Origin of the sequence: Roseovarius sp. THAF8, from assembly GCF_009363735.1 — a bacterium.
Taxonomy (GTDB): domain Bacteria; phylum Pseudomonadota; class Alphaproteobacteria; order Rhodobacterales; family Rhodobacteraceae; genus Roseovarius.
Window position 1 is genome coordinate 2104566 of the sequence record NZ_CP045410.1, and the last position, 26663, is coordinate 2131228.

Annotated in this window: 29 protein-coding genes; 17 read left to right on the forward strand and 12 right to left on the reverse strand. The window is 64.2% G+C overall.

Annotated features, from left to right (window positions below; translation table 11 throughout):
- Positions 1-64 precede the first annotated feature (64 nt).
- The 4 genes from FIU85_RS10305 to FIU85_RS10320 are packed head-to-tail and all read left to right on the forward strand — an operon-like array spanning position 65 to position 2635.
- Positions 65-754 (forward strand): M48 family metallopeptidase, encoded by a 690-nt coding sequence (locus FIU85_RS10305; protein WP_152496825.1) that lies wholly within the window; start codon positions 65-67, stop codon positions 752-754.
- Positions 755-799: 45 nt separating this feature from the next.
- Complete coding sequence (locus FIU85_RS10310; protein ID WP_057791516.1) at positions 800-1477, forward strand: GntR family transcriptional regulator; 678 nt, start codon at positions 800-802, stop codon at positions 1475-1477.
- A gap of 43 nt (positions 1478-1520) precedes the next feature.
- The gene (ubiG, locus tag FIU85_RS10315) at positions 1521-2240 is read left to right on the forward strand and encodes a bifunctional 2-polyprenyl-6-hydroxyphenol methylase/3-demethylubiquinol 3-O-methyltransferase UbiG (protein WP_152496826.1); all 720 of its coding nucleotides are present in this window, start codon (positions 1521-1523) and stop codon (positions 2238-2240) included.
- Positions 2237-2635 carry a DUF4149 domain-containing protein gene (locus FIU85_RS10320; RefSeq protein ID WP_152496827.1) on the forward strand — a complete coding sequence of 133 codons (399 nt, stop codon included), beginning with the start codon at positions 2237-2239 and terminating at the stop codon, positions 2633-2635. The genes ubiG and FIU85_RS10320 overlap by 4 nt, the downstream gene beginning before the upstream one ends.
- Here the strand turns inward: FIU85_RS10320 and FIU85_RS10325 are convergent.
- On the reverse strand, positions 2632-3594 hold the full coding sequence (locus FIU85_RS10325) for an acetyl-CoA carboxylase carboxyltransferase subunit alpha (protein ID WP_152490835.1): 963 nt from the start codon (positions 3592-3594) through the stop codon (positions 2632-2634). The genes FIU85_RS10320 and FIU85_RS10325 overlap by 4 nt on opposite strands.
- 109 nt (positions 3595-3703) lie before the next feature.
- Between FIU85_RS10325 and FIU85_RS10330 the strand changes: the two genes are divergently transcribed.
- A complete protein-coding gene (locus tag FIU85_RS10330; protein ID WP_152496828.1) occupies positions 3704-4261 on the forward strand; it encodes a helix-turn-helix domain-containing protein in 558 nt (185 codons plus the stop codon).
- Positions 4258-4785 carry an N-acetyltransferase gene (locus FIU85_RS10335; RefSeq protein ID WP_152496829.1) on the forward strand — a complete coding sequence of 176 codons (528 nt, stop codon included), beginning with the start codon at positions 4258-4260 and terminating at the stop codon, positions 4783-4785. Before FIU85_RS10330 ends, FIU85_RS10335 begins: the two co-directional genes overlap by 4 nt.
- Here FIU85_RS10335 and FIU85_RS10340 read toward each other — a convergent pair.
- Together FIU85_RS10340 and FIU85_RS10345 are read right to left on the reverse strand one after the other, a co-directional pair.
- Entirely contained in the window at positions 4782-5405 is a 624-nt protein-coding gene (locus tag FIU85_RS10340; RefSeq protein ID WP_152496830.1) for a hypothetical protein, read from the reverse strand. The genes FIU85_RS10335 and FIU85_RS10340 overlap by 4 nt on opposite strands.
- A 43-nt stretch (positions 5406-5448) precedes the next feature.
- A complete protein-coding gene (locus FIU85_RS10345; RefSeq protein WP_152496831.1) occupies positions 5449-6054 on the reverse strand; it encodes a LysE family translocator in 606 nt (201 codons plus the stop codon).
- 81 nt (positions 6055-6135) lie between these two features.
- Between FIU85_RS10345 and FIU85_RS10350 the strand changes: the two genes are divergently transcribed.
- Positions 6136-6579, forward strand: coding sequence for an Lrp/AsnC family transcriptional regulator (locus FIU85_RS10350; protein WP_172977980.1), 444 nt, complete (start codon positions 6136-6138; stop codon positions 6577-6579).
- Positions 6580-6635: 56 nt separating this feature from the next.
- Here FIU85_RS10350 and FIU85_RS10355 read toward each other — a convergent pair whose 3' ends face one another.
- The 4 genes from FIU85_RS10355 to FIU85_RS10370 all read right to left on the reverse strand — a co-directional run bounded on the left by FIU85_RS10355 (position 6636) and on the right by FIU85_RS10370 (position 11097).
- Complete coding sequence (locus tag FIU85_RS10355) at positions 6636-7796, reverse strand: cation:proton antiporter (protein ID WP_152496832.1); 1161 nt, start codon at positions 7794-7796, stop codon at positions 6636-6638.
- 109 nt (positions 7797-7905) lie between these two features.
- On the reverse strand, positions 7906-9216 hold the full coding sequence (locus tag FIU85_RS10360; protein ID WP_152496833.1) for an ABC transporter permease: 1311 nt from the start codon (positions 9214-9216) through the stop codon (positions 7906-7908).
- A complete protein-coding gene (locus FIU85_RS10365) occupies positions 9213-10019 on the reverse strand; it encodes a taurine ABC transporter ATP-binding protein (RefSeq protein ID WP_152496834.1) in 807 nt (268 codons plus the stop codon). Before FIU85_RS10365 ends, FIU85_RS10360 begins: the two co-directional genes overlap by 4 nt.
- A gap of 88 nt (positions 10020-10107) precedes the next feature.
- Positions 10108-11097: an ABC transporter substrate-binding protein gene (locus FIU85_RS10370; RefSeq protein ID WP_152496835.1), complete on the reverse strand. Its 990-nt coding sequence runs from the start codon at positions 11095-11097 to the stop codon at positions 10108-10110.
- Positions 11098-11497: 400 nt separating this feature from the next.
- On the opposite strand from FIU85_RS10370, the gene FIU85_RS10375 reads away from it, so the two are divergent.
- Positions 11498-12883, forward strand: a complete 1386-nt coding sequence (locus tag FIU85_RS10375) for an aspartate aminotransferase family protein (protein WP_152496836.1) — start codon at positions 11498-11500, stop codon at positions 12881-12883.
- 93 nt (positions 12884-12976) lie between these two features.
- Here FIU85_RS10375 and FIU85_RS10380 read toward each other — a convergent pair whose 3' ends face one another.
- Together FIU85_RS10380 and FIU85_RS10385 are read right to left on the reverse strand one after the other, a co-directional pair.
- Positions 12977-13648 carry an OmpA family protein gene (locus FIU85_RS10380; protein ID WP_152496837.1) on the reverse strand — a complete coding sequence of 224 codons (672 nt, stop codon included), beginning with the start codon at positions 13646-13648 and terminating at the stop codon, positions 12977-12979.
- A 186-nt stretch (positions 13649-13834) separates the two neighbouring features.
- A complete protein-coding gene (locus FIU85_RS10385; RefSeq protein ID WP_152498224.1) occupies positions 13835-14698 on the reverse strand; it encodes a bifunctional helix-turn-helix domain-containing protein/methylated-DNA--[protein]-cysteine S-methyltransferase in 864 nt (287 codons plus the stop codon).
- A 97-nt stretch (positions 14699-14795) separates the two neighbouring features.
- Between FIU85_RS10385 and nth the strand changes: the two genes are divergently transcribed.
- Complete coding sequence (gene nth / locus FIU85_RS10390; protein ID WP_152490823.1) at positions 14796-15440, forward strand: endonuclease III; 645 nt, start codon at positions 14796-14798, stop codon at positions 15438-15440.
- Positions 15437-16423, forward strand: coding sequence for an adenosine kinase (locus FIU85_RS10395; RefSeq protein WP_152496838.1), 987 nt, complete (start codon positions 15437-15439; stop codon positions 16421-16423). The genes nth and FIU85_RS10395 overlap by 4 nt, the downstream gene beginning before the upstream one ends.
- A gap of 427 nt (positions 16424-16850) precedes the next feature.
- Here FIU85_RS10395 and FIU85_RS10400 read toward each other — a convergent pair whose 3' ends face one another.
- A complete protein-coding gene (locus FIU85_RS10400; protein ID WP_152490821.1) occupies positions 16851-17669 on the reverse strand; it encodes a sulfotransferase family protein in 819 nt (272 codons plus the stop codon).
- Between the two features lie 149 nt (positions 17670-17818).
- Between FIU85_RS10400 and FIU85_RS10405 the strand changes: the two genes are divergently transcribed.
- From FIU85_RS10405 to FIU85_RS10415, 3 genes are read left to right on the forward strand one after another with little or no spacing between them, the layout of a single operon-like run.
- Positions 17819-19396, forward strand: coding sequence for a DUF5928 domain-containing protein (locus tag FIU85_RS10405; RefSeq protein WP_152496839.1), 1578 nt, complete (start codon positions 17819-17821; stop codon positions 19394-19396).
- An 11-nt stretch (positions 19397-19407) separates the two neighbouring features.
- Positions 19408-19794, forward strand: coding sequence for a histidine triad nucleotide-binding protein (locus tag FIU85_RS10410; RefSeq protein WP_152496840.1), 387 nt, complete (start codon positions 19408-19410; stop codon positions 19792-19794).
- Between the two features lie 49 nt (positions 19795-19843).
- Positions 19844-20674 (forward strand): ion transporter, encoded by an 831-nt coding sequence (locus FIU85_RS10415; protein WP_152496841.1) that lies wholly within the window; start codon positions 19844-19846, stop codon positions 20672-20674.
- 6 nt (positions 20675-20680) lie between these two features.
- Here the strand turns inward: FIU85_RS10415 and FIU85_RS10420 are convergent, their stop codons facing one another.
- Positions 20681-21610, reverse strand: a complete 930-nt coding sequence (locus FIU85_RS10420) for an ABC transporter ATP-binding protein (protein WP_152496842.1) — start codon at positions 21608-21610, stop codon at positions 20681-20683.
- Positions 21611-21684: 74 nt separating this feature from the next.
- Here FIU85_RS10420 and FIU85_RS10425 point away from each other — a divergent pair, with 74 nt between their 5' ends.
- Positions 21685-21864, forward strand: coding sequence for a zinc-finger domain-containing protein (locus FIU85_RS10425; protein ID WP_152496843.1), 180 nt, complete (start codon positions 21685-21687; stop codon positions 21862-21864).
- Positions 21810-22568 carry a DUF2459 domain-containing protein gene (locus FIU85_RS10430; protein WP_152496844.1) on the forward strand — a complete coding sequence of 253 codons (759 nt, stop codon included), beginning with the start codon at positions 21810-21812 and terminating at the stop codon, positions 22566-22568. The genes FIU85_RS10425 and FIU85_RS10430 overlap by 55 nt, the downstream gene beginning before the upstream one ends.
- Before the next feature lie 191 nt (positions 22569-22759).
- Here FIU85_RS10430 and FIU85_RS22510 read toward each other — a convergent pair whose 3' ends face one another.
- Positions 22760-22888, reverse strand: a complete 129-nt coding sequence (locus tag FIU85_RS22510; protein ID WP_261391447.1) for a hypothetical protein — start codon at positions 22886-22888, stop codon at positions 22760-22762.
- Positions 22889-23321: 433 nt separating this feature from the next.
- On the opposite strand from FIU85_RS22510, the gene polA reads away from it, so the two are divergent.
- Positions 23322-26120, forward strand: a complete 2799-nt coding sequence (polA, locus tag FIU85_RS10435) for a DNA polymerase I (protein WP_152490815.1) — start codon at positions 23322-23324, stop codon at positions 26118-26120.
- 301 nt (positions 26121-26421) lie between these two features.
- The gene (locus FIU85_RS22515) at positions 26422-26547 is read left to right on the forward strand and encodes a hypothetical protein (RefSeq protein ID WP_261391446.1); all 126 of its coding nucleotides are present in this window, start codon (positions 26422-26424) and stop codon (positions 26545-26547) included.
- The last annotated feature ends 116 nt before the right edge of the window (positions 26548-26663 follow it).

The window sequence follows — 26663 nt, forward strand, 5'->3', positions numbered from 1 at the left end:
CATAAGACGTATCAGGTGTCAAAGGCATAAAGTGCGGCGCGGCGCTGCAAGAGGTGAGCGGCATATGGGGCATTATGTTCTGCCCGGCAACCCCCCGGTCGATGTGACCCTGCGCCGCTCGGCGCGGGCGCGGCGGATTTCGCTTAGGGTGTCGGGCGTTGACGGGCGCGTGACGCTGACCATGCCCCCCGGCGTGGCCGAGCGCACCGCGTTGGACTTCGCCAACGAAAAGGCCGCGTGGCTGCGCGCGCAACTCTCGCGCCAGCCGGACATGACCGAGGTGCGAATCGGCTCGGGCCTGCCCGTAGAGGGCCGCCTGCGCCATATCACCCCCGGCTCGGGCCGCCGCATCCAACTGAGCGACGACACGCTGATGGTGCCCGCCCCGCCCGAGACCGCGCCACGCCGCATCCAGGCCTGGCTCAAAGCCCGCGCCCGCGACCAGCTTGCCGCCGCTTCGGATCATCACGCAAGGGCGATCGGCCGCTCATACGCCCGCCTCACCCTGCGCGACACCCGTTCGCGCTGGGGGTCCTGCACCCATGATGCCGGGCTCATGTATTCCTGGCGACTGATCCTCGCCCCGCGCGAGGTGCTCGATTACGTCGCCGCCCACGAGGTCGCGCATCTTGTCGAGATGAACCATTCGCGCGCCTTCTGGGAGATCGTCGCACGGCTTTGCCCCGGCTATGAGGCCCCCCGCCGCTGGCTGCGGGAAAACGGCGCGGAACTGCATCGCTACCGCTTCGAGTGATGCGACGGGATTGACCGCGGACCAATCCGTGATCACAAATGCGCCATGAACTTTCCGCCGCGTTCCGAAGCCGGGCTTGTCCCGGCCCCCGGCACCGCCCCGACCGGGTCGGCCCATGATCGCGTTTATCGCGGTCTTCGCAGCCGCATCATGCATGGCGAGCTGCGCCCCGGACAGGCCCTGACCCTGCGCGGCGTCGGTGCCGAGTACAACGTTTCGATGACCCCCGCCCGCGAGGCCGTGCGCCGTCTCTCCGCCGAGGGCGCCCTGACGGTCAGCAGCTCGGGCCGCCTTGCCGCGCCCGAGCTTGGCAATGAACGGATCGAGGAGTTGGCCGCCCTGCGCGCCCTGATCGAGGTCGAACTGGCCAGCCGCGCCCTGCCCCGCGCACACATGGCCCTGATCGACCGACTGCAATCCATCAACGCTCGGATCACCGATCACATCGCCCACCAGGACGCGGTCGGCTACATCCGCTCGAACCTCGAATTCCACCGCACGCTCTACCTGCGCGCCCAGGCCCCCGCGATGCTGGCCATGGCCGAGACCGTCTGGCTGCAACTGGGCCCCACCATGCGCGCGCTGTACGGCAAGCTGCAGCAAAAAGAGCCGCCGCGCTATCACCGCCTCATCATCTCGGCGCTCAAGGCCGGGGACGAGCCGGGCCTGCGCCTTGCCGTGCGCTCGGACGTGACCCAAGGGCTGAAGATGCTGCTGGCCTGACGACGCCTCTGGATGCCCGCGCCCGCCGGCCTATCTCCGGCCCATGACTGCGAACACCCGCAACAAGCAAGAGATTTACGACGCCGCCGCCACAGCGTGGTGGTCGGACGAGTTGCGCTGGGTGCGCACGCTCAAGAACCTCGTGCCCGCCCGCCTGAAATTCTTTGACCGGCATTTCGACTGGGCGGGTAAACGCGTGCTCGACCTTGGTTGCGCGGGCGGTTTCATGGCCGAGGCAATGGCGCAGCGCGGCGCGCAGGTCACCGGCATCGACCCCGCGAAAGAGGCCATCGCCGCGGCCCGGTCCCATGCCGCGCAATCGGGCCTCGACATCCGCTACGACACCGGCATGGGCGAGGCGCTGCCCTATGACGATGAGGCCTTCGATGCCGTCGTCTGCGTCGACGTGCTGGAGCATGTTTCGGACCTGGAGCAGGTTCTGCAAGGGGTCGCCCGCGTCCTGAAACCCGGCGGCCTGTTCCTCTACGACACGATCAACCGCAATGTCGTCGCCCGGCTGGCCACCATCACCGTGGCCGAGGACCTGCTTGGCCTCTTGCCCAAGGGCACCCACGATCCCGCGATGTTCATCAAGCCCGGCGAGCTGGAGGACGGGCTGCGACAGGCCGGGCTGACCCCCGGCAAGATGGCCGGTCTCGGCCCCACCGGCCTGAACCGAAAGCTGGACTTCACTTTCGGCGTGCTGCCGTTCAGACAGGTGATCTATATCGGCACCGCACGAAAACCGGAGAAGGTCACATGACGATCCTCGCCCTGCTTCTGACCGCCCTGCTGTTCGGCGGCATGACGCTCTATTCGTTCGGCTTTGCCGCCTTCATCCTGCGCGTCCTGCCGGAAGAAACGGCGCGCCCGCTGATCCGCCGCGCCTTTCCGCATTTCTACCTGTTCGTGCTGGGCACGTCCGGCCTTGCCGCCCTCTGCGCGGCCTTCGCCGACCTGCTGTCCATGGCAATTCTCGTGGTCATAGCGCTCACCACGCTCTATGCGCGCCAGTCCTTGATGCCGCGGATCAACGCCGCGACCGATGCCGGGCACTCAAAGCGGTTCAAGTTGCTGCACCTTGCGTCGGTGATGATCACGCTGGCCCATATCGCGGGCGCGGCCTGGGCTCTCATACGGCTGGGCGTCACCCTTTAGGCGGCCAGCCCCTTCGCCCCCATCTTCAGGAACTTCTCGCGCCGGTCGCGGACCAGTTCTTCGCGCGACAGGTCCTTCAGCCCGCCGAGCATAGACCCGATCGCATCCCCGACCGAGGCCATCGCCCCCGTCGGATCGCGATGCGCCCCGCCCTTGGGCTCGTCAATCACGCGGTCGATCACACCCAGCTTGATCAGGTCCTGCGCGGTCAGGCGCAGCGCTTCGGCCGCCTCGCGCATCTTCTCGGAATCCTTCCACAGGATGCTGGCGCAGCCCTCGGGGCTGATGACCGAGTAGACGGAATGCTCCAGCATCGCCACCCGGTTGGCCGAGGCAAAGGCGACCGCCCCCCCCGATCCGCCTTCGCCGATGATCACGCTGACCAGCGGCACACCGGCCTTCAGGCACATCTCGGTCGCGCGCGCAATCGCCTCGCTCTGCCCGCGCTCCTCTGCCCCCTTGCCGGGATAGGCGCCGGGCGTGTCGACCAGCGTGATGACCGGCAGATCGAAACGGTCCGCCATGTCCATCAGCCGTATCGCCTTGCGATAGCCCTCGGGCCGCGCCATGCCGAAATTCCGCTCGATCCGGGACTTGGTGTCGTTGCCTTTCTCGTGGCCGATCACCACCACCGGGGTGTCGCGGAACCGGGCCAGACCGCCCATCACCGCTTGGTCGTCGGCGAAATTCCGGTCACCGGCCAGCGGCGTGTATTCCTCGAACAGGGCTTCGATGTAATCCTTGCAATGGGGCCGGTTCGGATGCCGCGCCACCTGGCATTTCCGCCACGGCGTCAGGTCCTTGTAAAGGTCGGTCAGCATGGTGGCCGCCTTGCGGTCCAGCGCCCCGGCCTCGTCCTCGACATCCATGCCCTCGGTCGTCCGCGCCATCGCCCGCAGCTCTTCGGCCTTGCCTTCGATTTCCGCGAGGGACTTCTCAAAGTCGAGGTAATTGGTCATGCCCATGCTCCTGTTTGGCCAACGGGATATATGGAAATGGCCGGAGGGTTCAACAGACTTCGCAAGTTCCGGCTTGCGCGAATCCCGAAAGTGGAATTTATTCCCATTTATGGAATCATCGCTCGCCACACCGCCCCCGCTGGCCAGACACATCCGCGATCTGCGCCAGTCGCGCAACCTCACGCTCGCGGATCTGGCCGCCGCCAGCACCATCAGCCGCGCCAGCCTCTCGCGGATCGAAAATGGCGAGGTCAGCCCCACGGCCGACACGCTCGCCAAGCTCTCGACCGCCCTGCGCCTGCCGATCTCGCATCTGATCTCGCCGCTGGAAAGCCGCTTTCACGCGCTGGTGCCTCGCGATGCCCAGCCGGTCTACCACGATGCCAGCCACGGCTTTCACCGCCGCAACGTCTCACCTCCCAGCGCCGATCTGCAAATCGAACTGGTCGAGGCCACGCTGGAACCCGACGCGCACATTTCCTACGACCACCCCAGTGTGCCGGGCCACGAACATCATTTCGTGCTGCTGGAAGGGGCGTTGCACATCACCGTCGACGGCGGGACCCACAGCCTCGGGCCCGGCGACTGCCTGCGCTACCGCCTGCACGGCGTGTCGGAATTTCGCGCCGGGGCGGACGGCGCCCGCTACCTTCTGGCGCTCGCATGACCGCGCCCCGGATTACCGCGCTGACTGGCCCCGCGCTACAGCGAAACCTCGATGACCTCGCCCGCCTGCTGATCGACACAGTGGCCGATGGCGCCGCCGTCAGCTTTCTGCACCCGCTCGCCCCCGAGACGGCCAGCGCCTTCTGGCGCGACAATGTCTTTCCGCATGTGACGGCCAACGCCCGCAGCCTGTTCGCCGCCCACCTTGGCGACACGCTTGCCGGAACGGTCCAGCTGATCACCGCCATGCCCCAAAACCAGCCGCACCGGGCCGAGATCGCCAAGATGATGGTGCATCCGACCGCCCGCCGCCGCGGTCTGGGGCGTATGCTGCTTTCCGCCGCGCTGGACCACGCTCGCACTCTGGGCAAGACCAACGTCACCCTCGACACCCGCAGCGGCGACGTCTCGCAATCGCTTTACGCGTCCGTGGGTTTCGAGGTGGCGGGCATCATCCCCGACTTCGCCCTCGATCCCGACGGGCGCACGCTGCATTCCACGACCTACATGTTCAAACGGCTTTAGCCGCCCGCCACGTCCAGCACAGCCCGCAGCGCCAACTCCGGCGAGCTCAGGACGGGGACACTCAGATCCTCCAGCCGCGCCGCCGCCCCCGCCATCGAGGCTTGCGCCAGCACCACCGCCGCCACGTCGCCCTGCGCGGCCACGGCCTGCCGCACCTCGCCGGCGATCACGGCGTCAAAGGCGTCCGTCTCGCCCGCCTCGAACAGCGGCCAGTATTGCGGCATCGGCAGGGGATAAACCTTCTGCGGCGTGCCGCCCTCGGCCAGCGCCCGTTCCAGCAGGGCGAGGCTCGGCACGTAGGTACTCTCCAGACAGAAAGCCATCAGCACCGGCCCCTGCGCCCCTGCCGCCGCCCGCATCATCGGCCAGTCCACGCGCATCGCTCCTGCGCTCTCGGCCACCGGCCCCAGCGTCGTGCAAGTACACAGCACCGGCCCCTGCGCCCGCGCAACGACGCCTGCGATCTCTTCCTCCAGCGCCGCTGCGCTGCCGTCCTGCGCCCGCTGCAACCAACGCGGTCGCACCACGTGGCGTAACTCCGCGTCCGGTGAAATCTGGTCACGCAAATCATCGAACCGCGACCGGTGCACTTCGGCCGTATGAAGCAAGGTAACCGTCATGCCCGCCGTCATCGCAGCATACCCGGCACGGCGCAAGTCCGGACTATCCCGCGCCCTGCTGTGCCAACACCAAGACCAGCGTCAGAACCAGAAAGGCCGCCATCACCCGGTTGAATACCCGCAACCGTTTCGGGCTGTTCAGAAAGCGGCGCATCTGCTGGCCCAGAACCGTCCAGCTTGTGGTGCTGACGACCGACACGACCACATAGACCCCGGCCACCCACAAGACCGCGCCAAGGTCCCGGCTCGTTGCGTAAAGCGTGATCGCCGAAAGCGCCATGCTCCACGCCTTCGGGTTGACCCACTGGAAAGCGGCCGATTGCAGAAAGGTCAGCGGCTTGCCTTCCGTCTCGGCCTCCCTCGGCGGGGCGGCATTGGCGATCTTCCACGCCAGGTACAGCAGATACGCAACGCTCAGCACCATTAAGATCGTATAGGCCGGCGGCCACAGGTCGAACAGCTGCATAACTCCCAGCCCCACCAGTACGATCATGCAGGGAAATCCCAACGTGATGCCCAGCATGTGCGGCACGGTCCGCCGAAAGCCGAAATTCGCGCCCGAAGCCATCAGCATCAGGTTGTTAGGCCCCGGCGTAATCACCGTTGTGAAAGCAAAGCCGGCAAGAAGGATAAGTAGCTGAAACGTCATGAACGCAACATATGGCGTAAGTAGCGCAGTGAAATTGCGTTCCTTTGCGCAAAAATCTCTTTTGTGCAATTAATCGCACCCATGGATCATATAAACGACAAAATATTGCACGCACTCCAGCGGGACGGCCGGATCAGCAACCTCGATCTCGCCGAACGAGTCGGCCTGTCCCCCTCCGCCTGCCTGCGGCGGGTGCAGGATCTCGAACGCCGCGGCATCATCACCGGCTTCCGCGCCGTGCTCGACCGCTCCAAGCTGGGCGTCGGCTTCATCGCCTATGCCACGGTCGGCCTGAACTCCCACACAAAGGACAGCCAGGTCGCCTTCGAACGCGCCATGGCCGCGGCACCCGAGGTGGTGGAGTGCCACAACATCACCGGCTCGGTCGAATACCTTCTGCGTATCGAGGTCGCCGATCTGCCCGCCTACAAGGCGTTCCACACCGATGTCATCGGCACCCTGCCGCAGGTCAACGCGATCACCTCTTTCGTGGTGATGGGCTCACCCAAGGACATGCGCGCCTGAAGCTTTTCACCTGCGTCTCGCGGGTAAGCTGCACATCAGTTTTATCGCGAAACGCTTTAACCGTCCTGCCGGGCCACCCGCCGGATCGCCAGCAGGGTCAGCGGCGGGCCCACGATCTCGAACACCACCGTGCTGGCGATGGTCAGCGCCATGATCGTGCCCGACCAGTCGGGCAGCGCCTCGCCCGCGACCAGCGCGATGCCCACCGCGACACCCGCCTGCGGCAACAGCGCAGGGCCGTACCACCGCCGCTCCGCCGCGCTGGCCCCGGCCAGCCAGCCGCCGGAAAAACTGCCCAGGACACGGGCCAGCATTCGCAGGCCAAGGTAAAGCAACCCGGCCCAGCCCAGCGCCTTCAGGGCCTCCACCTCCAGCGTCGCCCCCGCCAACAGGAAGAACAGGATCATGAACGGCCACTGCACGTGTTCGATCTCGTGGAAGGCCCGTTCGTGGTGCTGCGCAAAGTTCACCACCACGGCCCCGGCCGTCATCCCCGCGATCAGGAACGACACCTCCAGCCACAGGGCCAGCCCCGCGGTCAGGAACACGATCCCGATCGCCTCGGCCTGCTGCGGCTCTCCCGGCGTCAGCCGTCCGGTCAACAGCGCCGCCGGCACGCCCAGCGCCACGCCCAGCGCGACGCCGCCCAGGATGTCATGCGCCGCGCCCGCCAGCATCTCGCCCAGGCCGCTGGATTGCGACACCAGCGACAGGACCAGGCTGAACAGGATCAGGCCCCAGACATCGTCTATGGCGACGATCCCCTTCAACGTCTCGGTGAACCCGATCTTCACTCCCGCCTGCCGGATCACGTCGGTCATCGCCGCAGGGTCGGTCGCCGTGGCAATCGCCCCCAGCACCAGCGCCAGGCGCCAGTCCACTCCGATTGCCGTCAGACCGCCCGCCACCACCAGCGCGGTCCCGCCCGCGATGGCCACCGACAGCATCAGGATCGCCCGCCCGTGCCGCGCCAGCGTCTCGCGTGTCAGCGTCCCTCCCAGCAAGAAGGCGACCATCGTCAACGCCACGATCGACAGGATCTCGAACCATGCGATCAGGTCGCCCGGGATCAGGTCCAGCCCGGCCTGTCCGGCAACAAGCCCCAGAAGCAACAGCATCGTCACCCGAGGCAGGCGCGTGAACCGGCCCGCCTGGTCCGCCGCCAGCCCGGCCAGGAACAGCACACCCAACGCCATCAGAAGTTCCGCGATTTCCATGGCCTCACCCTGCCCGGTTGCAAGCGCAGGTTTCCTTGATCGGCATCAACTCACCACCACGAAAAACGCCCGGCACGGGTAGCCGGGCGTTTCGCGGTATTCCTGGCCGTCAGACGCGCCCCTTCCAAGGCACCAACCATTTCTCCAGCATCCGGATGCCCACGTCGATCAGGAAGCCGATGATCCCGATCAGTATGATCCCGACGATCACGATATCGGTCAGCTGGAACTTCGACGCGACCATGATCATCATGCCAAGGCCCCGCTCGGCGGCCACCAGTTCGGCGGCCACCACCGTGCCCCAGCAGACCCCCATGGCCACCCGCGCACCGGTGAAAATCTCCGGCAGGCTGTTGGGAATGATCACCTTGGTCAGCACTTGCAACTTGCTCGCGCCCAGCGAATAGGCCGCGTGGACCTTGGAAATCGCCACGCCCGACACGCCGGCCCGCGCCGCAATCGCCATGATCCAGAGCGCCGCCAGGAACAGCAGGATCACCTTGGACTGCTCGCCGATGCCGAACCAGATGATCATCAGCGGGATCAGCGCAAGCGGCGGCACCGGCCGCATGAACTCCACGATCGGGTCGAACCAGCCACGGGCCCAGTTGGTCAGCCCCATCGCATAGCCCAGGGGTATCCCCACCAGCGCGCCGAAGAAAAAGCCCAGCAGAACCCGCTGCAGCGAGATCCACGTATGCTGCCAAAGCGTGTAGTTGCGATATCCTTCCTCGTTCAGCTCAAAGAACCTGTCCACCGTGACCTCGGGCGCGGGCAGGTAAAGCCGCTGCATGCGGTTGCCGGTCGAGGGCGAGAAGGTCGGCGTGCCCTTGTCGGTCAACCCAAGCTCACCTTCCGGCAGCTTGAGTGTCTCGCCCGGCTGCACCTCGGTCCCGTTGAGCGCGGTGATGACGGCGTCCTCGCTGCGGCCTTGCTCATCATTGCCGAACACGTTGATCACCTTGTAGCCGTATCGCGGCACCACAAAACTGTCGTTCTTGGCAAACCCCTCGCCCGGCTCCACCTCGGGCGCCGCCGGGATGCGGCCCGGATTGCCATCTGCGTCAACGGTCTGACTGATATCCTCGCGATAGACGATCGCCGTCACCTCCGCATCGTCCGCCCGCCCGTCGGGCAGTGTCGAAGTATAGGTGAACGTCACCTCGCCCAGATACGGCGAGGACGCCTGCGGCAATGGCAGGGTCGAATTTGTAAAGGCCACCCACAGCAGGAAGATCGTGATCACCGACAGCACGCTGGCCGCCCGATTGGGGCGCACGGCGCTTTCGTCCCCGAAGGTCACGGTCTTCAGCGCGGTATAGTCGATCCGTGCAAAGAATGCTCGATAGAGCGCAGAAACCGCGAGATAGGCAATGAAAAACGCGCCCACGTAGAGCGCGAGAACGATGAACCCCGTCATGCGCTTTCCTCCAAGCGGCCCATGATCTCTTCTTCCATGTTCCAGATCATCTCTAGAATCTCTTCGCGACGTTCAGAAAACTCGGGATGTTTCTTCACCTCGCGCAGGTCCTTGCCCACGCCCAGGTCGGCAAAGGGCAGGCGGTATTCCTTGTGGATGCGCCCCGGCCGCGGCGCCATCACCAAGAGCCGCTCGCCCAACAGCAGCGCCTCTTCCACCGAGTGGGTGATCAGGATGATCGTCTTGCCGGTTTCCTTCCACAGCTTCAGCACAAGCCCCTGCATCTTTTCGCGCGTCAGCGCATCCAGTGCGCCCAGCGGCTCGTCCATCAGGATCACGTCGGGGTCGTTGGCCAGGCACCGCGCCAGCGCCACGCGCTGCTGCATCCCGCCCGACAGCTCGTAAATCGCCTTTTCCTTGAAATCCTTCAGGCCGACCACATCCAGCAGGTGGTTGACCGTCGGCATGTACTTGGACTTGCTCTCGCCTTCCATCCGGGGGCCGAAGCTCACGTTGTCGCGCACGCTCATCCATTCGAACAGCGCGCCTTGCTGAAACACCATGCCGCGTTCCGCATCGGGGCCGGTCACCTTGTGATCGTTCAGCGTGATCTTGCCCTCGGTCGGCGCCAGAAACCCCGCCACGATGTTCAAAAGCGTGGTCTTGCCACAGCCTGACGGCCCCAGCACGCTCATCAACTCGCCGCTCTGCAACTCCAGCGAGACGTCCTTGAGCGCCTGCACATGGCCGCCATTCGGCAGATCGAAGCGCATGGAAATATTGTCGATCTTCAATGTCGACATGCCTGCCCCCTTCGTTTCGAGATTTTGTGGTGGTATCGGGAGCCGCGGGCCAACTGTGCGGCCCGCGGTCTGTCCTTTGCGAACCGCCTTATTGCACCGCTTCCAGCGGGCCGGTGTTCACGTTCGTCTCGTAAGAGGCCTTGGCCGCGTCGATCGAACCAGATTCCACAAAGACGTTCGCGACACCCAGCATGAATTCCTGCGCGCCGCCGCCCAGCCACTTCTCGGTCAGTTGCTCGTCGACCGGCGGAAAGACGAAGGTTTCGATGGTGGCCATCGTGTCTTCTTCGGACATGCCCGCATCTTCGGCGATCACCGGTAGCATCTTCTCGTGGTTGGCCTCGTCCGCCCACATGGCGTTAGCCTCGGCCGTCACCTTGAGGAAGCTCGACACCACGTCCGGATTCTCGGCGATGAACGAGGCCGGGCCAGAGGTCACGTCGAACACCAGGATGCCCAGCTCTTCCTTCTCGGCGCCGGTCAGCAGGACGTTGCCGCTTTCCTTCATGCGGCGCAGCGCACCGCCCCAGCCACACGCCATGTCGACGGCACCCTGCGCCAGCGCGGCCTGCCCTTCGGCGGGGGCCATGTCGACCACCGTCAGGCTGTCCAGCGACACGCCGAAATGGTCCATCTGCTTCAGGAACCCGTAATGCGCCGCGGTGCCCAGGGGCACGGCGACCTTCTTACCGGCCAGTTCGCCCGCGCTGTCCTTGTCGATTTCCAGCGCCGCCGACACGACGCAGTTGTCGTTGTCCGAATAGGACACCGCCACGTCGACGATCTGAAGGTCCTGGCCGGCGCTGGTGGCCACCACGAAGGGCGGCACGCCCTGACTCACGCTCAGCTGCACGTCGCCCGAGGCCATCGCGGCGCTCATCGCCGTGCCGGTGTCGAAGCTGACCCAGTTTACGGTCATGCCCATCGCCTCGTCATACATGCCTTCGGCCTTGGCGTACTGGAACGGCATCGGCCATTCGAGGAAATAGCCGACCGTGATTTCCTGCGCCGAAGCGGATGCCCCGGCCAGAAGCGCCGCGCCGGTGGTGGCGGCCATGAATTTCGACTTGAGTGTCATTTTTCCTTATCTCCCTGGAGTGTCGTTTCTTTTTCGTTGCGCCATCCTTGCGGGGGCGTCGTGAGCCGCACGGCAGAAACCATATCGCCACGCTGCCCCCGATGGCAGATGCGGCCTCATCCGAGCCGAATTTACGATTCCGATCAATGATTTTGTCTGGCTGGAGGCACTTCTTCCACCTTTCCGAACCGAAGTTTCGGGAAAACTGTCTCAGAAATCAGCAGAATAGCACGAATTCGCCATCACTCTGCAGGCAATGCACAATTTCCTGGACTTAAACAATGACCCCGCCTGGCCCTATCGACAGTCGCGGTTTCAAGGCTGATTATACGGCAATCGCACGCACGTGCACCTACGCGCCCCCGGCCGCCGCGCCGGGCCTGACCTGATGGAGTTTGAGATGGATGGCAACCTGCTGAATGATATCGACAAAGTCGTGGACGCCGACCGCGCTCATGTCTGGCACCACCTTGTTCAACACCAGCCGTTCCAGACCGGCGCCCCCAAGATCATCGTCGAGGGCAAGGGGATGCGCGTCTGGGACCAGCACGGTAAGGAACATATCGACGCCGTCTCGGGCGGGGTCTGGACGGTGAACGTCGGCTATGGCCGCGAGCGCATCGCCAACGCCATCCGGGACCAGTTGATCAAGCTGCCCTATTTCGCGGGCTCGGCGGGCTCGATCCCCGGCGCGCTCTTCTCGGAAAAGCTGATTTCCAAAATGCCGGGCATGAGCCGGGTCTATTTCACCAACTCCGGGTCCGAGGCGAACGAGAAAGCCTTCAAGATGGTCCGCCAGATCGCGCACAAGCGTTACGGCGGCAAGAAATACAAGATCCTCTACCGCGAGCGCGACTACCACGGCTCCACCATCGGCACTATGTCGGCGGGCGGCCAGGACGAGCGCAACGCGCAATACGGCCCCTTCGCCCCAGGTTTCGTCCGCGTGCCGCACTGCCTTGAATATCGCGCCCAATGGGACCTGACGGGCGAGGACTACGGCATCGCCGCGGCCAACGCGATCGAAGAGGTCATCCTGGCCGAAGGCCCGGACACCGTTGGCGCGCTTTGCCTTGAACCCGTGACCGCCGGCGGCGGCGTCATCACCCCGCCCGAAGGCTACTGGCCCCGCGTGCAGGAGATCTGCCGCAAGTACGACATCCTGCTGCATATCGACGAAGTCGTCTGTGGAGTGGGCCGCACCGGCACCCACTGGTTCGGCTACCAGCATTACGGGGTCGAACCCGATTTCGTGACCATGGCCAAGGGCGTCGCCTCGGGCTATGCCGCCATCGCCTGCTGCGTGACCAACGAAAAGGTCTTTGACATGTTCAAGGACGATATCGAGGATCCGCTGAACTACTTCCGCGACATCTCAACCTTCGGCGGCTGCACCGCCGGTCCCGCCGCGGCGCTGGAAAACGTCGCCATCATCGAAGAAGAAGGCCTGCTGGAAAACACCACGAAGATGGGCGACTACATGATGGACCAGCTGAACGCGCTGGCCGACAAACACGCTGTCATCGGCCAGGTGCGTGGCAAGGGCCTCTTCCTCGGGGCCGAGCTTGTGTCGGACCGCACCAGCAAGGAGCCGGTGCCCGAGAAACAGGCGCAGGCCGTGGTCGCCGACTGCATGGCGCAGGGCACGATCATCGGCGTGACCAACCGCTCGATCCCGGGCTTCAACAACACGCTGTGCTTCTCACCGGCGCTCATTTCGACCAAGGACGACATCGACCAGATCGTCGCCTCGGTGGACGAGGCGCTGGGCCGCGTTTTCGGCTGAGCGCAACGCGTGCAACGCAAACGCCCCGCCGGGTCTTCCGGCGGGGCGTTTTGTTTCAGGGCCAGATTATTCGCAGAATAATCTTCGCTGGCGTCACGCCGCGTTGGGCAGGATCACGATTTCCACCCGGCGGTTCTGCGCCTTGCCGTCCTCGGTCAGGTTCGACGCCACCGGCGCGTCCTCGCCCCGGCCGAACGCGTCGATCCGGCTGAAGGCCACGCCACCGTTCATCAGAACGTCCGCCACCGCGTTGGCCCGCCGCTCGGACAGGGCCTGGTTGTGCTCGGCCCCACCGGAATTGTCCGTGTGACCGACGATCTGCACGCGGCTGTCGGGGTAGGACTGCAAGTTCTGCGCCACCGCAGACAGGTCGCTGCGCAGGCCCGGACGCACCGCTGCGCTGTCCACGTCGAACAGAATATCCTGCGGCAGCGTCACGATCAGACGGTCGCCGGTGTTCTGGATATCGACATTGTCGTTGCCGATATTGTTGCGCAGCTCGGCTTCCTGCCGGTCCAGCATGGTGCCGGCCACGGCGCCGCCCGCCGCGCCGACCGCGCCGCCGATCAGCGCGCCCTTGACCTTCTTGTCGGCCACCAGCGCGCCCGCGCCCGCGCCCAGCAGCCCGCCCAGCAGCGCACCCTGCTTGGCCTTCTGGTTGCGGTCGACAGCGGTGTCGTCAAGGTAGGCCGGGCTGGTGCAGGCCGTGGCCCCCAACATCGACAAACCCGCAATAAGGGTGACTGTTTTTTGTGAAATGCTCATCCTGATGCCTCATGTTCCAAGCGCCCGTTTGCCGGGTCTGACATCGATTCTAAGCAATTTACGACCAAGGCCCAAGCGTTTTTTACGGGGAAACCGGCGGCGATCCGCGCAGAACCGCCGTGCCCGCCGCCCGGCGGCGGCAGAAAATGCGCATTTCCTGCCCCATTTTCTGCGCAGAAAATGGGCTCACCCGGCCTCGGCCCGCGCACTTTCCCATGCCAGGATCGCGCGTTTGACAGGCAGACCCCAGTGATACCCGCCAAGCCCGCCCGACTTGCGCAGCGCCCTGTGGCACGGGATCAGGAAACTCACCGGATTGCGCCCCACAGCGGTGCCCACGGCGCGCACGGCCCTCGGGTTTCCGATGGCCTGCGCGATCTCGGAATAGGTCGTCACGTGGCCCGACGGGATCTGCATTAACGCCTCCCATACCTTGATCTGGAACGGCGCCCCGATCATGTAGAGCGGCACTTTTTCAGCCGTCTGGTCACCCGCGCCGAAGGCCTGCAACACCCACGGGCGCAGCATCATCGGGTCCTCCACGAATTCCGCGTTCGGCCAGCGCGAAATCATGTCCCCCATCGCCGCCTCCTCGCCCGTTTCGCTGGCAAACCCGATGCCGCAGATGCCCTTCTCGGTGCCCATCACCAGCGCCAGTCCGAAGGGGCTGTCGAACCACCCCCACGTGATCTTCAGCCCCTTGCCCCGCCGCGCGAACTCGCCGGGGCTCATCGCCTCCCACCGCAGGAAAAGGTCATGCAGCCGCCCGGTGCCCGACAGACCCAGCTCATGCGCGGTGTCCAGCGTCGTGAACCGCCCGGCTAGCAGATCCTTGGCCTGGCCCAGCGCCAGGTATTGCTGGTACCGTTTGGGGCTCACGCCCACCCATTGCGTGAACAGCCGCTGGAAATGCGCGGGGCTCATGTTCATGTCGCGGGCAAGGTCCGCCAGGCGCACACCCGGCCCGCCCGCGTCGATCAGGTCGATCGCCCGGCGCATGACATTGAAATGATACCCGTCGCGGATTTCGGTGTTGATTTCGGCGCTCATGACGGCTCTCCATTCGATATACGGAATGTAGTCGCGCACCCGCATCGCCGCGACCCGAATGTTGCGCATCCCGACCAAAGCGGGCACAAGGTAAACCATGGCCAAGCAACTCGACTACCACACGATCCGCGAGATCTTCACCCGGTTCCAGGAGTCGTCTCCCGAACCCAAGGGCGAGCTCGACCACGTGAACGCCTACACGCTTCTCGTGGCCGTGGCGCTCTCGGCGCAGGCGACCGATGCGGGGGTCAACCGCGCCACGCGCGAGCTGTTCAAGATCGCCGACACCCCGCAGAAGATGCTGGACCTGGGCGAGGAAGAGCTGATCGAGCATATCAAGACCATCGGCCTTTACCGCAACAAGGCCAAAAACGTGATGAAGCTGTCGCGCATCCTGATCGACAAGTTCGACGGCGAGGTGCCCAATTCCCGCGCCGCGCTGCAATCGCTGCCCGGCGTCGGGCGCAAGACGGCCAACGTCGTGCTGAACATGTGGTGGAGCTATCCCGCACAGGCGGTCGACACGCATATCTTCCGGGTCGGCAACCGCACGGGCATCGCCCCGGGCAAGGATGTGGACGCGGTCGAACGCGCCATCGAGGACCACGTGCCGGTGGATTTCCAGCAGCACGCCCACCACTGGCTGATCCTGCACGGCCGCTACCACTGCAAGGCGCGCGCCCCGATGTGCCGGTCCTGCATCATCCGCGACCTCTGCCAGTTCGAGGAAAAGACCATATGAGCAAGTACCAGGCCGTGGGTATCGGCAACGCCGTCGTCGACGTGTTCTCGCAGGCCGATGACGGGTTTCTGTCCCGCATGGGCATCGAAAAGGGCATCATGCAGCTGATTGAGCAGGATCGGGCCGAACACCTTTACGACAACATGCAGAACCGCACCCAGATGGCGGGCGGCTCGGTGGCGAACACCATCGCCGGGCTGGGGGCCCTGAGCCTCTCCACCGCCTTTATCGGACGCGTGGCCGACGACGCCCTGGGGCGCGACTATGCCCGGGAAATGTCGGATGTCGGAACCGACTTCGTGAACGCGCCGGCCAGCGAAGGCGAACTGCCGACCTCCCGCTCGATGATCTTCGTCTCGCCGGACGGCGAGCGGTCGATGAACACCTATCTCGGCATCTCGACCGAACTTGGCCCCGATGACGTCGACGACGCGGTCGCGGGCAATGCGGGCCTGCTCTTTCTCGAAGGTTACCTCTTCGACAAGGACAAGGGCAAAGCGGCCTTCCTCGCCGCCGCGCGCGCCTGCCGCGACGGCGGCGGCATGGCCGGCATCACCCTGTCGGACCCGTTCTGCGTCGACCGCCACCGTGCCGACTTCCGCAAGCTGGTGACCGAACTGGACTACGTGATCGGCAACGAACACGAATGGTGCGCGCTCTACAAGACCGACGACCTTGGCACCGCACTGGAACAGGCGGCATCCGAAAGCGGCCTGATCGTCTGCACCCGCTCGGGCCGGGACGTGGTGATCGCGCGCGGCGAAGACACCGTGACCGTCCCCGTCGATGAAATCACCCCGGTCGACACGACCGGCGCGGGCGACCAGTTTGCCGCGGGCTTTCTCTATGGCCTGGCCACCGGCACGTCGCTGGAGGTGGCCGGGCGCATGGGCTGCATTGCGGGCGCGGAGGTGATCAGCCACTACGGCGCCCGGCCAGAGGCGGACGTGAAGGCGATGTTCAGGGCCGAAGGGCTGGTCTGAGAGAGGCCATTTTCTTGAAGAAAGAAAATGGGCCGGAAAATCCTGGATTTTCCGCGCCGGTTCCGACGGGCCGCGCGTTCAACACGCGGCCGTCCGAAAGGCCGGCGTCAGGTCAGTCGAGTATTTTCAGCAAGAAAAAGCCATGGATGCGCTTCCGGGCCGGGCGTCGTTCGGCACGGCGCCGATGCAGACCCGATACCCGGATGCGACTTTTCCTTGCACGGTCATCGGCTCTCCAGCCTGTACCGCAGTCCGATCGTGCCGCGGCTTCGTTAAAATATCGTTCCCGGTTTTTTCTTGCCGCAAATACTCAGATCACCGCGCTCGCCATCTCGTCGAGGGCCGGGCGAAAGCGTCACGCCGCCATATGCCCGAGGAGGAGGCACGACGACGAGACAGACCTGCGCGCGCGGCACGCGCGCCCCGCCTACGCGCCCAGCTTGGCGTGGACCTCGTCCAGGTCGATCTCGCCGATGGGCATCTTGTTCGACGGATCGTCGAAATCGTATTTGAACAGTTCGAAATCGCGGTGATAGATTTCCTTCACCAGGTGCATCGACAGGTCGTCGAAATAGTCCTCGACCGGGTGCGCCCGTTTCGGCCCGTGCCCTTCGCTCTCGTTGAAACGCGGGATCGTCTTCAGGTCCACCTTCTTCGGCGTCCGCGTCGCCTTCAGGACATCCGCCATCCCGTCGTTGAACTGCTCCGTCCAGAAAATCCTGTCATAGGTGCCGCCGTTCACGATGAAGGTCGACACGTGCCCCGACATCGACGACCAGTGAATGTCCGGTTCCATCGGGCGTTTCCACCGGATGGTATCACGGGTGAACAGCAGGAACCGCCGGAAGCTCTTGATCTGGTCGAACTCCTGCTTGCCGTCCTCACCGCCCACCTCGATGCCGTATTTCTGGATCAACAGGGGCACCAGCTTGCCGCGGTACCGCTTGCCGTTGCGCTGGATGCCGCAGATCTTGTCGAAGAACGACGACAGGATGCGGGTATAGGGGTTGCGCACGCAGGTGAACGCATAAGACGTGTGCGTGCGCACGTTCGCCTTGATCAGCGGCTGGCTTTCGTCGCGGGCCCATTTGTGCAGGCCATCCGTGGCGTCGTGGATGTCGCCATCGAAAAACTCGCCATGGTCCGAGAAATACATGATCTGCCCGATTGTCGAGCAGGCGCATTTCGGCACCACGCGATAGACCATGCTCTCGCTTTCCGTCATCCAGGTACCGGGAAAGCCCATTCGCCTGCCTCCAACCCCGCTGCTTTGGTTTTCTCGGGTCAAGTCGTGTTTAACCCGTTAAAAAAACCAAAGAAAGCCTGTTTATTCAACGGACGTTCACCTCTATCACTATAATCAATCGACGAAAGAGCAGGTCAATCGTTTCGCCCATGGCCAGGATCGCCTTCATTCTGCTGTGCCACAAGGACCCCGATGCGATCATCGGACAGGCCAACATGCTGACCGCGGCGGGCGACTACATGTCGATCCACTTCGACGCCCGCGCAAATCCCGATCATTACAGGAAGATACGCGCGGCGCTGGCCGACAATCCCAACGTCACCTTCGCCAGCAAGCGGATCAAGTGCGGCTGGGGCGAATGGTCGCTCGTCCAGGCCACGCTGCACGCGATCGAGGCGGCGGTCGACGCCTTCCCCCGCGCGACCCATTTCTACATGCTCTCGGGCGATTGCGCGGCCATCAAGTCGGCCCGCTACACCCATGATTTTCTCGATGCCAACGATGTCGATTACATCGAAAGCTTCGACTATTTCGCATCCGACTGGATCAAGACCGGCATGAAGGAAGAGCGGCTGATCTACCGCCATTTCTTCAACGAGCGGAACCGCAAGTGGCTGTTCTACACCTCGTACAACATCCAGAAGAAGCTGCGCCTGACCCGCGAGATCCCCGCCGACCTGCAGATCCAGATCGGCAGCCAGTGGTGGTGCCTGCGCCGGCGCACGATCGAATGGATCCTCGAGTTCACCCGCAAGCGGCGCGACGTGATGCGCTTTTTCCGCACCACCTGGATTCCGGACGAGACCTTCTTTCAGACCCTCGTGCGGCACCTCGTGCCGGAAGACGAGATCCGGACGCGAACGCTGACCTTCCTGATGTTCACCGATTACGGGATGCCGGTCACGTTCTACAACGACCATTACGACCTGCTGCTCAGCCAGGACGCCCTCTTTGCCCGCAAGATCAGCGCCGAGGCGACCGAACTGAAGACGCGCCTGGGCGCGCTCTATGCTGACGAGACCGCGCGGTTCAACATCTCGGACGAAGGGCGCAGCCTGTTCAAGTTTCTCACCGGGCGCGGGCGCATCGGCCGCCGCTTCGCCCTGCGCTTCTGGGAAACCGAAAGCACGCTGGGCCGTGAGCGCGAGCTGATGATCATCGTCTGCAAGAAATGGCACGTCGCCAAGCGCATGATCGACAAGATCCGGCAAATCACCAACGTGCCTGCCATCGAATACCTCTTCAACGAGGAAAACACCCACCTGCCCGACCTGGGCGGCATCCAGGCCACGCTGGGCAAGCGCACGCGCCATCGCCGGGCGCTCATGCGGATGCTGTTCGACTATTTCGAGACCGACCGCCTGATCGTCTGCATGGATCCCGGCAATCTCGACCTGCTCGAGGATTTCTGCAACGACCGGTCCACCACCAAGCTGCTGGAAATCCAGTGCGAGTTCACCGACCACTACCTCGTCGGCCATGCCCGCCGCGTCGGCCTTGCCGGCGAGCAGACGCCCAAGGAAACGCTGGAACGCCTGCTGCCCACCATCCGCGGCGACATCAACTTCGAATCCGACCGGATCCGCGATGCCGAGTTCGAGAACCACGGCATCATGAAACAATCCAACGACCCCGAGGAAAACGCCGGGCTGATCGCCCGTTTCCTTGATATCGCGCCCGACAAGGCGCTAGAGATCGCCCGAACCGACCATCTTTATGCCGACTGAGGCCGCACATCATGTCCTTTGCCTATGACGACCAGAATATCTTCGCCAAGATCCTGCGCGGCGATATCCCCAACGACACCGTGCTGGAAACCGAGCACACGCTCGCCTTCAATGACATCGAACCGCAGGCGCCGGTGCATGTGCTGGTCATCCCCAAGGGACCGTATGTCTGCCACGACCATTTCGCCGCCGAGGCGTCCGAGGCGGAACTGGTCGACTTCATGCGGGTCACCGCGCAGGTCTGCGCCATGACCGGCGTGTCGCCGGGCGACGGCAAACCGGGATATCGCACCATCTCGAACGCGGGCGAGGCCGGGGTCCAGGAAGTGCCGCATTACCACATGCACATCCTTGGCGGGCGCGGCCTCGGGCGGATGCTGGCCAAGGCCGACAGCTGATCGAACCCCTACCTTGCGCCCCTGCGCAGCCTGCCCCATATCCAGCGCCATGAGCCAGTCAATCCAGTCCAGTCCCCAGGGCCTGCGCGCCCGCGTCGAAACCCTCGTCAGCCGCACGAGCTTTCAGAATTTCATCCTCGCGGTGATCCTCTTCAACGCCGTGGTGCTGGGGCTGGAGACGTCGCAGACCGCGATGACGGCCGCCGGTCCGCTGATCGTCATGCTGGACACGATCTGTCTCGCGATCTTCGTGGTCGAAATCGGGCTGAAACTCTTCGCCCGCGGCACGGGGTTCTTCCGCAACGGCTGGAACGTCTTCGACTTCGTGATCGTCGGCATCTCGCTCATTCCTTCGGCTCAAGGTCTCTCGGTGCTCCGCGCCCTGCGCATCTTGCGCCTGTTGCGGGTGCTGTCGGTCACCCCGTCCCTGCGCCGCGTCGTCGAGGGTTTGATGAACGCCCTGCCCGGCATGGGCTCGGTCTTCCTGCTGATGGGGATCATCTTCTACATCGGCTCGGTCATGGCGACAAAGCTGTTCGGCGGCGGATGCCCCGCATGCACCCCCGAACAGGCCGTTCTGTTCGACCAATGGTTCGGCACCATCGGCCGCTCGGGCTATTCGCTCTTCCAGATCATGACGCTGGAATCGTGGTCCATGGGCATCGTCCGCCCGGTGATGGAGGTTTACCCCTACGCCTGGGCCTTCTTCGTGCCGTTCATCCTGGTGACCACCTTCGCCGTGGTGAACCTCGTCGTCGGCCTGATCGTGAACTCGATGCAGGACGCCCACAACCTCGAAGCCGAGGAACGCACCGACACCTACCGTGACGAGGTGCTGCAACGCCTGAAATCCATCGAGGACAAGCTGCAGGACAAGTAGGCGCCCTCAGCGCGAGCGCGTCAGCTCCAGGAACACCTCTTCCAGGTCCGCCTGCTCGGTCCGCACGTCCCGGATGCGCATCCCCGAGGCCCGCACCGCCTCCAGCACCGCCTCGGCCGACATCCTGGTCGCGCGATAGCTGATCGCCACCTGCCCCCCGGGGCGCGTCTCGACGGTCAGGCCTTCGCCCTCGGGCAGCTTGCCGGGCTCTTCCTCGGGCTCGATCACCATCGTGCGCCGGTCCATCTGGCCCAGCAGATGCGCCGTGCTGTCCCGCGCCACGACCGAGCCTTCGTTGATGATGGCGATCTCGTCGCACATCTCCTCGGCTTCCTCCAGGTAATGCGTCGTCAGGATGATCGTCATCCCTTGCTGGTTCAGCTTGCGCACGTTCTGCCACAGCATCTGGCGCAGCTCGATATCCACGCCCGCCGTCGGCTCGTCCAGTACCAGGATATGCGGGTGATGCACCAGCGCCTTGGCCAGCAACAGCCGCCGCCGCATCCCGCCCGACAGCGTCCGCGCATAGGCCTCGGCCTTGTCGCTCAGCCCCACCAGTTCCAGTATCTCGTCGCTGCGCCGGTCCTTCCTGGGCACACCGTACAGCCCCGCCTGCACCTCCAGCGCCGCGCGCGGCGCAAAGAACGGATCCAGGTTCAACTCCTGCGGCATCACGCCGATCGACGCCCGGCTTTGCCGCGGGTTCACGTCCTGGTCGAAGCCCCAGATCTTCACCTGCCCCTTGGTCTTGGTCACCAGCCCGGCCAGGATGTTGATCAGCGTCGACTTGCCCGCGCCATTGGGCCCCAAAAGGCCGAAGACCGATCCCTTTGGCACATCCAGGTCCACGCCCGTCAGCGCCGGCTTGGACATGCCATGCTTGCCGCCGCCATAGACCTTCTCCAGGCCTCTCACTTCGATTGCATTTGTCGGCATGGCGGCTCTTGTCCCCGGGTGTCTGTCGGATATAGTCTGCCCGGACCTACTTGCAGCCAAAAGGAACGCCGTCAATGGTGACCCAAGCCCCCGAGACCCGCATCGTCGACAGCTACCGCGTGGCCTGCGATGGCGGCGAAGGCGCATTGGGCCATCCGCGCGTGTGGCTGACCATCCCGCAGGACATCGGCTTCGTCGAATGCCCCTATTGCGACGCCAAGCTGGTGCACCGCGATTTCGAGGGAAAGGTCTGAGCCACGCAGTCCGGACGATCGGCAAAGCCGTCTTCCGCATCGCGCTCGGCCTTGTCGCACTGGTCGGCCTCTATCTGTTCGCCTCTATTGCAGGCGCCCTCATACCCGGCCCGCTCTCTCCCAACCCGTCAGCCGAAGACGGCCCTCCGGTCGAGATCCGGCTGGTCGCGGGCCCCATCCACTATGACCTTCTCCTGCCACTGACACCCCGCACACGGGCGCGCTTCTTCCACCTCGAACAGGCGGGCCTTCCGCTCGCGGACCCACAGGCCGAGTGGCTGGTGATCGGCTGGGGCAGCCGCGCGTTCTACACCCACGAAGGCCCCTACCGCGATGTCCCCGCCGCCACGCTCTGGCGCGCCGTCACCGGCGACGATGCCGTCCTGCGCGCCGACGTGATCGGGCCGCTTCCCCAAGGGTATGAAAGCCCGGTCCTGAAGGTGACACAAGCAGAGTACGCCGCGCTTCTGACGGCAATCCTGCAACAGCTGAAACCGGACGCCGACTTCGCGGCCATCGCGCTCACCGCCCCCGGCTTTACCGACACGGACATGTTCTTCGAGGCGACGGGCCGCTTTCACATCTTCCGCACCTGCAACACCTGGGTCTCGCGCACCCTGCGTCGCGCGGGCATCCGCTTCGGCGCGTGGACCCCGACACCCTACGCCGTGACGCTCTCGCACCGCCGCTTCCATCCCGGCTGACTGCACGCAATCTTACCCTTCCATCGCCGCGCCGGTGCAAGACGCATTGGGGGATGATTTCTGAACATCGCCAGCCAGCCTAGGAAATGTAAGCAGGCGGCTGACCTATGGCCCTTGAAATGTCATCCCTCGCATATCGCGCGGTCACGACCTGGCCGATCCTGAAATTGCTTTTTCGACGGTTCCGCGCCTCAAATCATCGCGAAATCGCTGAACACCCGTCTCGAAATGACGATTGGCTTCTCGGTATCGCTGGTCTTGACCGGCTCACCGGGCTTGGGCCGTGTCGCATCAGGGGGTTTGGGATCTGTCTTGGCCATTTTCCTTCTCCGCTTGAGGCGGCGTCCGGGCCAAGGCGCGCTCGACCGGCGCCACAGGTTTCAAGTTTCGTGCAGAAAGGCCGACCGTAATACAGCGGTCACATCTTCAAATCTCTTTAAAAAATCAGCCTTTCTACACCTGACAGTGTGCCCGATGCAGGATCTTCGGTCCAGCGTCACGGCAGAAAATCAGTGTCTCCAAATCCGGCAAAATCAGACAACCACCTGTTAGGCAACAGTTTCTCCTCGCCCCACCAACGGATATGCACGCACTGCCACGTCCATCGCCTTCGTCGTATGAACGCCAACGCCCCATGCCGTGACCCTCTCGCACCGCTGGTTCCACCCCGGCTGATCCCCGGCAAAAACTCAGGCTGGAACTGCCATGGCGGGCGTGAGATATGTAACCCGACAGCAAGGAAAGGCGCGGCACATGGCATTCGGCAAGGGACATCACCTGCACCTGATCGACGGGTCGGCCTTCATCTTCCGCGCCTACCACGCGCTGCCCCCGCTCACCCGCAAATCCGACGGGTTGCCCATCGGCGCGGTCTCGGGCTTCTGCAACATGCTGCAGAAATATGTCGAAGACAGCACCGGCGCCGATGCGCCCACCCATGTCGCCGTGATCTTCGACAAGGGCAGCCACACCTTCCGCAACGACATGTACCCCGAGTACAAGGCCAACCGCGACGAGATGCCAGAGGACCTGCGCCCGCAGATACCCCTCACCCGCCGCGCGACCGAGGCGTTCAACATCGCCTGCAAGGAAATGGAAGGCTACGAGGCCGACGACATGATCGCCACCCTCGCCGTCCAGGCCCGTGACGCCGGCGGGCGCGTGACCATCATCAGCTCCGACAAAGACCTGATGCAGCTTGTGGGCGGCGGCGTGGAAATGCTCGACGCGATGAAGAACCGCCGCATCGATCGCGAAGGGGTCGAGGAAAAATTCGGCGTCGGCCCCGAACGCGTCGTGGACGTGCAGGCCCTGGCCGGCGACAGCGTCGACAACGTCCCCGGCGCGCCCGGGATCGGCATCAAGACCGCCGCGCTCCTGATCAACGAATTCGGCAGCCTCGAGGAACTTCTCGACCGCGCCGGGGAAATCAAGCAACCCAAGCGCCGCGAGACCCTGATCGAAAAGCGCGAACAGATCGAACTGTCGAAGAAACTCGTCCAGCTCGACTGCGAAACCCCGCTCGATTTCACCCTCGACGACCTCGAGGTCCGTGAGCCCGATCCCGAGACCCTGCTGGCTTTCCTCACAGAGATGGAGTTCCGCACCCTGACCAAGCGCATCGCCGACGCGCTGGATGTCGAGGCGCCCGCCATCCCCGAGCCCACCGCGCCGGAGTCGGGCGAAGACAGCGCCCCCGACTGGCCCGCCATCGACCCCGCGAAATACGAACGTGTCTCGGACATGGATGCGCTGCAAGGCTGGATCGACCGCATCATCGCCCGCGGCTACGTCGCCGTGGATACCGAAACCACCTCGCTTAACGAAATGCAGGCCGATCTGGTGGGCATCTGCCTTTCCATCGACCCGGGCGAGGCGTGCTATATCCCGCTCGGCCACAAGGACGGCAATGCGGATGATCTCTTCGGCTCCGACGCCCTGCTCGACGGCCAGATCCCGATGCAGGACGCGCTCGACGCGCTCAGACCCGTGCTCGAGGATCCCTCGATCCTCAAGATCGGGCAGAACATGAAATACGACACCAAGATCATGGCCAACTACGACATCGCCATGGCGCCCATCGACGACACGATGCTGATGTCCTACGCGCTTTATTCCGGGATGCATGGCCACGGCATGGACACGCTCGCCGAACGCTACCTGTCGCACACGCCGATCCCCATCAAGGAGCTTCTGGGCACCGGCAAATCCGCCATCACCTTCGACCGCGTGCCCATCGACGAGGCGGTGAAATACGCCGCCGAAGATGCCGACATCACCCTGCGCCTCTGGCACACGTTCAAGCCGCAGCTGCACCGCGCGAAAGTCACCACCGTCTACGAGACCCTCGAACGCCCGCTGGTGCCCGTGCTGGCGCAGATGGAGCGTAACGGCATCAAGGTCGACAAGGACACGCTTTCCCGCATGTCCGCCGCCTTCGCCCAGAAGATGGCCGGGCTCGAGGCCGAGATTCACGAACTGGCCGGCGAGAAGTTCAACGTCGGCTCCCCGGCGCAGCTTGGCGATATCCTCTTCGACAAGATGAGCCTGCCGGGCGGCAAGCGCGGCAAGAACGGCAAGTATTCCACCCCCGCCGACGTGCTCGAGGACCTCGCCACCGAACACGACCTGCCCGCCCGGGTGATGGACTGGCGCCAGGTCTCCAAGCTCAAGTCCACCTATACCGACGCCCTGCAGGACCACATCGACCCCGACACGGGCCGCGTCCACACCTCCTACGTGCAGACCGGGGCCAGCACGGGCCGCCTCGCCTCGACCGATCCCAACCTGCAGAACATCCCCATCCGCACCGAGGAAGGCCGCCGCATCCGCGAGGCCTTCGTGGCCGAAAAGGGCAACACCCTCGTCGCGCTGGACTACAGCCAGATCGAACTGCGCATCCTTGCCCATATCGCCGATATCCCGGCGCTCAAGGAGGCGTTCCGCGACGGTCAGGACATTCACGCCATGACGGCGTCAGAGATGTTCGATGTTTCGATGGACGACATGACGCCCGAGATCCGCCGCCGCGCCAAGGCGATCAATTTCGGCGTGATCTACGGCATCTCGGGCTTTGGCCTCGCGCGGAACCTGCGCATTCCCCGCGCCGACGCGCAGGCCTTCATCGACCGCTATTTCGAACGCTTCCCGGGCATCCGCACCTACATGGACGACACCGTCGCCTTTGCCAAGGAACACGGGTTCGTCCAGACCCTCTTCGGCCGCAAGATCCACACGCCCGAGATCGGCGCCAAGGGGCCGCGCGCCGGCTTCGCCCGCCGCGCCGCAATCAACGCGCCGATCCAGGGCACCGCCGCCGATATCATCCGCCGCGCCATGATTCGCATGCCCGACGCCATCGCCGACCTGCCTTGCCGCATGCTGCTCCAGGTCCACGACGAACTGCTGTTCGAGGTCTCCGATGGCGCCGAGGACAAGGTCATCGACACCGCCCGCAAGGTGATGGAAGAGGCCGCCCGCCCGGCCCTGCATCTGGACGTGCCGCTGGTGGTCGACGCAGGCCGGGGAAGCAACTGGGCCGAAGCGCACTGAACTCCGCATAAAGCCTTGGAACCAAGCACGAGTTGCCGGAATCAAGCGCCCGCGCAGTAGGTCGTTTCGCGGTCCGGGAAAGTGACTTTTCCAAGGCGAAGTGCAAAAGTAGCACAGTTGCAACAGTGTCAAACCCACTGAAAATCGCGGAATCCCGCTCAAAAAGGCATTTACGTGACAAAAATGCTGTCCTAGAAGCCATAGCAGCCGGAGATTCGCGTTTTTACGCAAGCTCTTGTGTTGACAACAAATCGCGTTCAAACACAGTATCGGGCGCGTGACATGGAAGGAATTTGTTCACATGAAAAACAAGATCGCAATGATTGCTGCTCTCATCGCAACCGTCGGCCTGGCCGCCTGTGCACAGCAACAACAAGAAGAAGTCGTGGTTCCGGTTGAGCCTGAGCCCGTAACGACGAAGTACTAATCTTCGACGTTTTCCCGGGTCGGGGCATAGCACCTTCGGGTGCCCGTTCCGACCCGGGTTATCCTTCCTGAGCCTTCAAAGGCCAATCCGCCTGATGCCCTCCGCATCGGGTTTTT

What these genes read in the sequence shown, in the direction of transcription:
- FIU85_RS10415 (WP_152496841.1), top strand. Translation starts at nt 19,844, where the DNA reads ATGAGCCAGTCAATCCAGTCCAGTCCCCAGGGCCTGCGCGCCCGCGTC.
- FIU85_RS10305 (WP_152496825.1), top strand. Translation starts at nt 65, where the DNA reads ATGGGGCATTATGTTCTGCCCGGCAACCCCCCGGTCGATGTGACCCTG.
- FIU85_RS10330 (WP_152496828.1), top strand. Translation starts at nt 3,704, where the DNA reads ATGGAATCATCGCTCGCCACACCGCCCCCGCTGGCCAGACACATCCGC.
- FIU85_RS10375 (WP_152496836.1), top strand. Translation starts at nt 11,498, where the DNA reads ATGGATGGCAACCTGCTGAATGATATCGACAAAGTCGTGGACGCCGAC.
- FIU85_RS22515 (WP_261391446.1), top strand. Translation starts at nt 26,422, where the DNA reads ATGAAAAACAAGATCGCAATGATTGCTGCTCTCATCGCAACCGTCGGC.
- FIU85_RS10350 (WP_172977980.1), top strand. Translation starts at nt 6,136, where the DNA reads ATGGATCATATAAACGACAAAATATTGCACGCACTCCAGCGGGACGGC.
- FIU85_RS10405 (WP_152496839.1), top strand. Translation starts at nt 17,819, where the DNA reads ATGGCCAGGATCGCCTTCATTCTGCTGTGCCACAAGGACCCCGATGCG.
- FIU85_RS10395 (WP_152496838.1), top strand. Translation starts at nt 15,437, where the DNA reads ATGAGCAAGTACCAGGCCGTGGGTATCGGCAACGCCGTCGTCGACGTG.
- FIU85_RS10320 (WP_152496827.1), top strand. Translation starts at nt 2,237, where the DNA reads ATGACGATCCTCGCCCTGCTTCTGACCGCCCTGCTGTTCGGCGGCATG.
- FIU85_RS10380 (WP_152496837.1), bottom strand. Translation starts at nt 13,648, where the DNA reads ATGAGCATTTCACAAAAAACAGTCACCCTTATTGCGGGTTTGTCGATG.
- FIU85_RS10355 (WP_152496832.1), bottom strand. Translation starts at nt 7,796, where the DNA reads ATGGAAATCGCGGAACTTCTGATGGCGTTGGGTGTGCTGTTCCTGGCC.
- polA (WP_152490815.1), top strand. Translation starts at nt 23,322, where the DNA reads ATGGCATTCGGCAAGGGACATCACCTGCACCTGATCGACGGGTCGGCC.
- FIU85_RS10425 (WP_152496843.1), top strand. Translation starts at nt 21,685, where the DNA reads ATGGTGACCCAAGCCCCCGAGACCCGCATCGTCGACAGCTACCGCGTG.
- FIU85_RS10340 (WP_152496830.1), bottom strand. Translation starts at nt 5,405, where the DNA reads ATGACGGTTACCTTGCTTCATACGGCCGAAGTGCACCGGTCGCGGTTC.
- FIU85_RS10345 (WP_152496831.1), bottom strand. Translation starts at nt 6,054, where the DNA reads ATGACGTTTCAGCTACTTATCCTTCTTGCCGGCTTTGCTTTCACAACG.
- FIU85_RS10370 (WP_152496835.1), bottom strand. Translation starts at nt 11,097, where the DNA reads ATGACACTCAAGTCGAAATTCATGGCCGCCACCACCGGCGCGGCGCTT.
- ubiG (WP_152496826.1), top strand. Translation starts at nt 1,521, where the DNA reads ATGACTGCGAACACCCGCAACAAGCAAGAGATTTACGACGCCGCCGCC.
- FIU85_RS10385 (WP_152498224.1), bottom strand. Translation starts at nt 14,698, where the DNA reads ATGAGCGCCGAAATCAACACCGAAATCCGCGACGGGTATCATTTCAAT.
- FIU85_RS10365 (WP_152496834.1), bottom strand. Translation starts at nt 10,019, where the DNA reads ATGTCGACATTGAAGATCGACAATATTTCCATGCGCTTCGATCTGCCG.
- FIU85_RS10325 (WP_152490835.1), bottom strand. Translation starts at nt 3,594, where the DNA reads ATGACCAATTACCTCGACTTTGAGAAGTCCCTCGCGGAAATCGAAGGC.
- FIU85_RS10360 (WP_152496833.1), bottom strand. Translation starts at nt 9,216, where the DNA reads ATGACGGGGTTCATCGTTCTCGCGCTCTACGTGGGCGCGTTTTTCATT.
- FIU85_RS10410 (WP_152496840.1), top strand. Translation starts at nt 19,408, where the DNA reads ATGTCCTTTGCCTATGACGACCAGAATATCTTCGCCAAGATCCTGCGC.
- FIU85_RS10420 (WP_152496842.1), bottom strand. Translation starts at nt 21,610, where the DNA reads ATGCCGACAAATGCAATCGAAGTGAGAGGCCTGGAGAAGGTCTATGGC.
- nth (WP_152490823.1), top strand. Translation starts at nt 14,796, where the DNA reads ATGGCCAAGCAACTCGACTACCACACGATCCGCGAGATCTTCACCCGG.
- FIU85_RS22510 (WP_261391447.1), bottom strand. Translation starts at nt 22,888, where the DNA reads ATGGCCAAGACAGATCCCAAACCCCCTGATGCGACACGGCCCAAGCCC.
- FIU85_RS10335 (WP_152496829.1), top strand. Translation starts at nt 4,258, where the DNA reads ATGACCGCGCCCCGGATTACCGCGCTGACTGGCCCCGCGCTACAGCGA.
- FIU85_RS10430 (WP_152496844.1), top strand. Translation starts at nt 21,810, where the DNA reads ATGCCCCTATTGCGACGCCAAGCTGGTGCACCGCGATTTCGAGGGAAA.
- FIU85_RS10400 (WP_152490821.1), bottom strand. Translation starts at nt 17,669, where the DNA reads ATGGGCTTTCCCGGTACCTGGATGACGGAAAGCGAGAGCATGGTCTAT.
- FIU85_RS10310 (WP_057791516.1), top strand. Translation starts at nt 800, where the DNA reads ATGAACTTTCCGCCGCGTTCCGAAGCCGGGCTTGTCCCGGCCCCCGGC.